The 5203-nt window shown below is 53.3% G+C and carries 5 protein-coding genes, 4 tRNA genes and 1 other RNA gene; 8 read left to right on the forward strand and 2 right to left on the reverse strand.

Going from position 1 to position 5203, the window contains the following annotated elements; genetic code table 11:
- Nucleotides 1-170: 170 nt before the first annotated feature.
- Nucleotides 171-1208 (forward strand): UDP-N-acetylmuramate dehydrogenase, encoded by a 1038-nt coding sequence (gene murB, locus ACJ8IN_RS24495; RefSeq protein ID WP_060425290.1) that lies wholly within the window; start codon nt 171-173, stop codon nt 1206-1208.
- Entirely contained in the window at nt 1205-2167 is a 963-nt protein-coding gene (gene birA, locus ACJ8IN_RS24500; protein ID WP_308325353.1) for a bifunctional biotin--[acetyl-CoA-carboxylase] ligase/biotin operon repressor BirA, read from the forward strand. Before murB ends, birA begins: the two co-directional genes overlap by 4 nt.
- Before the next feature lie 47 nt (nt 2168-2214).
- On the opposite strand, the gene coaA is transcribed toward birA, so the two are convergent.
- Together coaA and ACJ8IN_RS24510 are read right to left on the reverse strand one after the other, a co-directional pair.
- A complete protein-coding gene (gene coaA / locus ACJ8IN_RS24505) occupies nt 2215-3165 on the reverse strand; it encodes a type I pantothenate kinase (RefSeq protein ID WP_033636718.1) in 951 nt (316 codons plus the stop codon).
- Between the two features lie 219 nt (nt 3166-3384).
- Nucleotides 3385-3933, reverse strand: coding sequence for a GNAT family N-acetyltransferase (locus ACJ8IN_RS24510; protein WP_033636719.1), 549 nt, complete (start codon nt 3931-3933; stop codon nt 3385-3387).
- Between the two features lie 396 nt (nt 3934-4329).
- Between ACJ8IN_RS24510 and ACJ8IN_RS24515 the strand changes: the two genes are divergently transcribed.
- The 6 genes from ACJ8IN_RS24515 to ACJ8IN_RS24540 form a co-directional block, all read left to right on the forward strand.
- Nucleotides 4330-4405, forward strand: a tRNA-Thr gene (locus tag ACJ8IN_RS24515).
- Between the two features lie 25 nt (nt 4406-4430).
- Nucleotides 4431-4515, forward strand: a tRNA-Tyr gene (locus ACJ8IN_RS24520).
- A 46-nt stretch (nt 4516-4561) separates the two neighbouring features.
- Nucleotides 4562-4677: non-coding RNA, RtT sRNA (locus ACJ8IN_RS24525), on the forward strand.
- A gap of 36 nt (nt 4678-4713) precedes the next feature.
- Nucleotides 4714-4788, forward strand: a tRNA-Gly gene (locus ACJ8IN_RS24530).
- Between the two features lie 6 nt (nt 4789-4794).
- Nucleotides 4795-4870: transfer RNA gene (locus ACJ8IN_RS24535), tRNA-Thr, on the forward strand.
- Nucleotides 4871-4979: 109 nt separating this feature from the next.
- A partial coding sequence (locus ACJ8IN_RS24540; RefSeq protein WP_008502775.1) for a GTP-binding protein occupies nt 4980-5203 on the forward strand: 224 nt, incomplete at its 3' end.

Consider the following 5203-nt stretch of genomic DNA (forward strand, 5'->3'; position numbering starts at 1 on the left):
TATCTATTTATGAAGATGTTGATGAGAATTATCCGGTTATATCAAGGATAATTCTTAATTCTCCAGTGTATTAGGCGATAAATTTCACGTTAATTAAAACAAATATTAGCCAGACGCCTCGAATCGAGTAGACTAGGCGAAAGATTATTTCTTTATGGGTACTGAACGTTATGTCTACTGAAAGCGCGTCTTTAAAAAACCACAATACGTTTGCGCTCCCGGTCAACGCAGCGCACCTGATCATGGCCGATAGAATTGAGCTGATGCTCAAAGTGTGGCAACAAACGCGAAAGCGTCAGGAGCCGCTGCTGATTCTCGGTGAAGGTAGCAACGTGCTGTTCCTGGAGGATTTTTCTGGCACGGTAATGGTCAATCAGTTGAAAGGTATCGATGTTCGGGAAGATAACGATGCCTGGTATCTCCACGTCAGCTCCGGTGAAAACTGGCATGACCTGGTGCAATATACGCTGCAGGCCGGGATCTGCGGCCTGGAAAACCTGGCGTTGATTCCTGGATTGGCCGGCTCCGCCCCTATCCAAAACATCGGCGCCTACGGCGTCGAATTGAAAGACGTCTGCGAGTATGTCGATCTGCTGGACTTCTCTACCGGTGCTATCGATCGCATTCCGGCTGCCGAGTGTGGTTTCGGTTACCGGGAAAGCATTTTCAAACACCGTTTCCAAACCGGGCATGTCATTGTCGGGCTGGGCCTGCGTCTCAACAAACAATGGCAACCCAAATTGAGCTACGGCGATCTGGCCAAGCTGGATCCCGCCACGGTGACGCCGCTTCAGGTATTTGAATCCGTATGCGCCATGCGCCGCAGCAAGCTGCCCGATCCGCGTGAAACCGGCAATGCCGGCAGCTTCTTCAAGAATCCGCTGGTGAGCGCAGAGAAAGCCGCAGAACTCATCGCTAAATACCCCGGCATGCCGCACTATCCACAGCAGGATGGCCAGGTGAAGCTTGCGGCCGGATGGCTTATCGATCAATGCGAACTGAAAGGATATCGTATCGGTGGCGCTGCGGTACACCGCCAGCAGGCGCTGGTTCTGGTGAACATCGACAACGCTCACAGTCAGGATGTGGTGGCGTTGGCGCGCCACGTACGTAAGACGGTGGCCGATAAGTTCGGTGTGTGGCTGGAACCTGAGGTGCGTTTTATTGGCGCGACCGGTGAGCTGAATGCCGTAGCGGTGCTGTCATGAAAGATACCAAGGTTCCGTTAAAACTGATCGCACTGCTGGCCGACGGCGAATTCCATTCCGGGGAACATCTCGGTGAGTCACTGGGCATGAGCCGTGCGGCGGTCAATAAGCATATTCAGACCATTCGCGAGTGGGGGCTGGATGTTTTTACCGTGCCTGGCAAAGGTTACAGCCTGCCTGGTGCCATCCAGCTGTTGGAAGCCGAGCGTATCCTCAGCCTGCTGGAAGACAAGCGCGTAAGCGTGTTGCCGGTGGTCGATTCCACCAACCAATACTTGCTGGACCGCATCGCCGAATTGCACTCCGGTGACGCCTGCGTCGCTGAATACCAGCAGGCAGGAAGAGGGCGCCGCGGGCGGCAGTGGATCTCGCCATTCGGCGCTAATTTATACCTGTCGATGTTCTGGCGACTGGAGCAGGGGCCGGCTGCGGCCATGGGGCTTAGCCTAGTGATCGGGATGGTGATGGCGGAAGTTCTGCAGCGTCTCGGTGCGGCCGATGTGCGCGTGAAGTGGCCTAACGATCTCTATCTGAACGATCGTAAATTGGCGGGGATCCTGGTCGAACTGACGGGGAAAACCGGCGATGCGGCTCAACTGGTCATAGGTGCCGGCATCAACCTGGCGATGCGTGATACCAATGCCAGCGCCATTACTCAAGGATGGATTAACCTACAGGAAGCGGGAATTCAGATCGATCGCAATGAGCTGGCTGCAACCCTGCTTAATGAACTGCGTCAGTCGTTGAAACAGTTTGAGATAGACGGACTGGCGCCCTTTATCGGTCGCTGGCGTACCCTGGATAACTTTATCGACAGGCCGGTCAAGCTGCTTATCGGCGAGCGGCAGATTGTGGGTATCGCCCGAGGAATCGATTCGCAGGGCGCGCTACTGCTGGAACAAGACGGGGAAATCAAGCCTTTCATCGGTGGAGAGATATCGCTGCGCAGCGCAGAATAGTTAGAGAAAGCAGGGGACGGCAACGTCCCCTGAATCGAACGATAGGCTTACTTTCTTAAACGCACGCTTTCAACGGCGTGGTTAGCGCTTTTGGTCATGATCAGGCTGGCGCGTTCGCGTGTAGGCAATATATTCTGCTGCAAATTCAACCCGTTAATTTCATTCCATAATTGCGTGGCGATATTAATCGCTTCCGGTTCCGGCAATTTTGAATAGTGGTGGAAATAAGAATCGGGATTGGAAAATGCGCCTTGACGGAATTTCAGAAAGCGATTGATATACCAGCTTTGCAATAGCGTCTCCGGGGCATCGACATATATAGAGAAGTCGACAAAATCGGAAACGAATACGCGATGCGGATCGTGGGGATAATCCATGCCGCTTTGCAATACGTTAAGCCCTTCCAGGATCAAAATATCCGGTTGCTCGATGACTTTATTACCTTCGGGCACAACGTCATAGATCAAATGAGAATAAACCGGAGCGGTGACGCGTTTGGCGCCGGATTTCACTTCCGACACGAATTTCACCAGGCTATGCATATCGTAAGACTGCGGGAAGCCTTTTTTCTTCATCAGACCGCGCTCGTTCAGCACCTTATTAGGATGCAAGAAGCCGTCGGTCGTGATCAGCTCCACGCTGCGATGTTCAGGCCAGCGGCTCAGCAACGCTTGCAACAGACGTGCGGTCGTGCTCTTACCGACGGCTACGCTGCCGGCGATGCCGATGACATAGGGAATCTTTTGCCCGTCGGTGCCGAGGAATTGCTCCAGCACCGCCTGTCGGCGCAGGTTGGAACTGATATAGAAGTTCAACAGCCGTGACAGCGGCAGATAAATCTGCGCAACTTCTTCCAACGAGAGATCTTCGTTAATCCCTTTCAGTTTAACGATCTCTTCTTCCGACAACGTCAGCGGCACCGAATCTCGCAACGCAGCCCATTGGGTACGATCGAACTGTAGGTAGGGCGTTGCTAAAGATTGATCTCTTTTTATCATAAGCCAAATTCTGCCTGTTAACGCAGGTTGGGAAAGGCGCCGGACGCCAACTCCAGAGAATAAACAAGCTGCATATTATAGACAGCTTCGTTTTTGGCGTAGACTTTTTTCGCAAAAGTTGTCGATAGGCAGCAGTTTATGTCAATTGTGCGAAGCGGCGCGCAGTTGATAAAGCGGGGCCGCAAGGCGGCATCATCGGGGCCGGATACCGCCTGAAGGTTAACTGGCGATGGCGCGCGAAGGTTGGTTCACGGTGAACAGGCGTTTGTAATAAATAACGGTCGGATGGTAATGCCCATCGGGCCCCGCCGCATAATCCGGCAGCTCGCCCAAACAGCGATAACCCAGGCTGCGATAAAGCGCTTCTGCTGCCGAACCGGCCTGCGTATCCAGGTACAATAGCCCGCGTTGCTGCTGCAGCGCCGAGTGCTCCAGCGTCTTCATCAGAGCCTGACCTACGCCGTTGCGACGAGCGCGGCTATGCACCAACAGCTTCACCACCTCCGCACGATTACGGCCGTTCGGCTTCTGACAGAGTTCGAGTTGCACGGTGCCAACGACACCGCGCTCGTCGCGGGCAATCCACAGCAGCAGTTCACCTTTAGCCAGGGCCGGCCGCAGACTGTGGAAGTAGCTCTCGGCGTCTTCGTGAGGGATTAAGGTGTCGTAACCGACAGAAGCGCCGTGCGTGACGGCATCGGTCAACAGGCGGGCCAATTCATCCCGGTAAATCGGCAGCGTAGCGGCGTTGATAGGCACTATTTTCATGAGTCATTCCTCCAGATATGGGGGTAATGAAGAGAAGCAATAACTGAGCCACAGCGGCGAAAGGCATGACGACGGCAAAAGGGTGAGGGATCAGTGTAGCTCACGCCTCGGTCCGGGGCAGGTATCCCCTTTTTGGTGCATCGATCCCGCTCACAGTTTACCGTTGCGGGTTAAGTGTTTTGAGAAGCCCGACACGGAGAAAGTGGCGCTCAAGGCTTGCAAAAAGTGGATAAAATTGTAGAGAATGATTGCCGCGAGTGATGAATGTTTGCACGCCGCAGGCTGCGAATTGCATGACAGTATGCAAAATTGACTGATTTGTGAGCGAAAGTGCGCGTAAAGCAATTTTTTTGTTGCATAGGTCGCCCGCTCTACCTAGAATGCGCTGCACTTGATGCCGGCTTAGCTCAGTAGGTAGAGCAACTGACTTGTAATCAGTAGGTCACCAGTTCGATTCCGGTAGCCGGCACCATTCAAGTCACAAGTAGTTAAAATCTGGTGGGGTTCCCGAGCGGCCAAAGGGAGCAGACTGTAAATCTGCCGTCACAGACTTCGAAGGTTCGAATCCTTCCCCCACCACCAAATCTTGCCTTCGGCGATTAACTGAAATGCGATAAATGCCGCAACGGTTGATAGCGGGAGGAGAGGGCGAAAGCCTTCGGCAAGGTTCGAGCTGTGCAGCGCAAGGCGCAGCCGGCCCGAAGGATGCGAGCCGAGTGATGAACAATCCTGCTCCATCCCAAAATTCTACAGAAAAATCAGGTAGCCGAGTTCCAGGATGCGGGCATCGTATAATGGCTATTACCTCAGCCTTCCAAGCTGATGATGTGGGTTCGATTCCCACTGCCCGCTCCAAGATGTGCTGATATAGCTCAGTTGGTAGAGCGCACCCTTGGTAAGGGTGAGGTCGGCAGTTCGAATCTGCCTATCAGCACCACTTCTTAATTTCTCGCCCCCTGATTTTCTTTCTGTTCTGGATTCAACGAGCAAATGCTTGGTTGATGTGGTGATACCACCGATTTATCCGTGTCTTAGAGGGACAATCGATGTCTAAAGAAAAGTTTGAACGTACAAAACCGCACGTTAACGTCGGTACTATCGGCCACGTTGACCACGGTAAAACTACCCTGACTGCAGCGATCACTACCGTACTGGCTAAAACCTACGGCGGTTCTGCACGTGCTTTCGATCAGATCGATAACGCGCCAGAAGAAAAAGCTCGTGGTATCACCATCAACACCTCTCACGTTGAGTATGACACCCCGACTCG

Source organism: Serratia sp. CY31944 (genome assembly GCF_052169175.1).
Classification (GTDB): Bacteria; Pseudomonadota; Gammaproteobacteria; order Enterobacterales; family Enterobacteriaceae; genus Serratia; species Serratia sarumanii.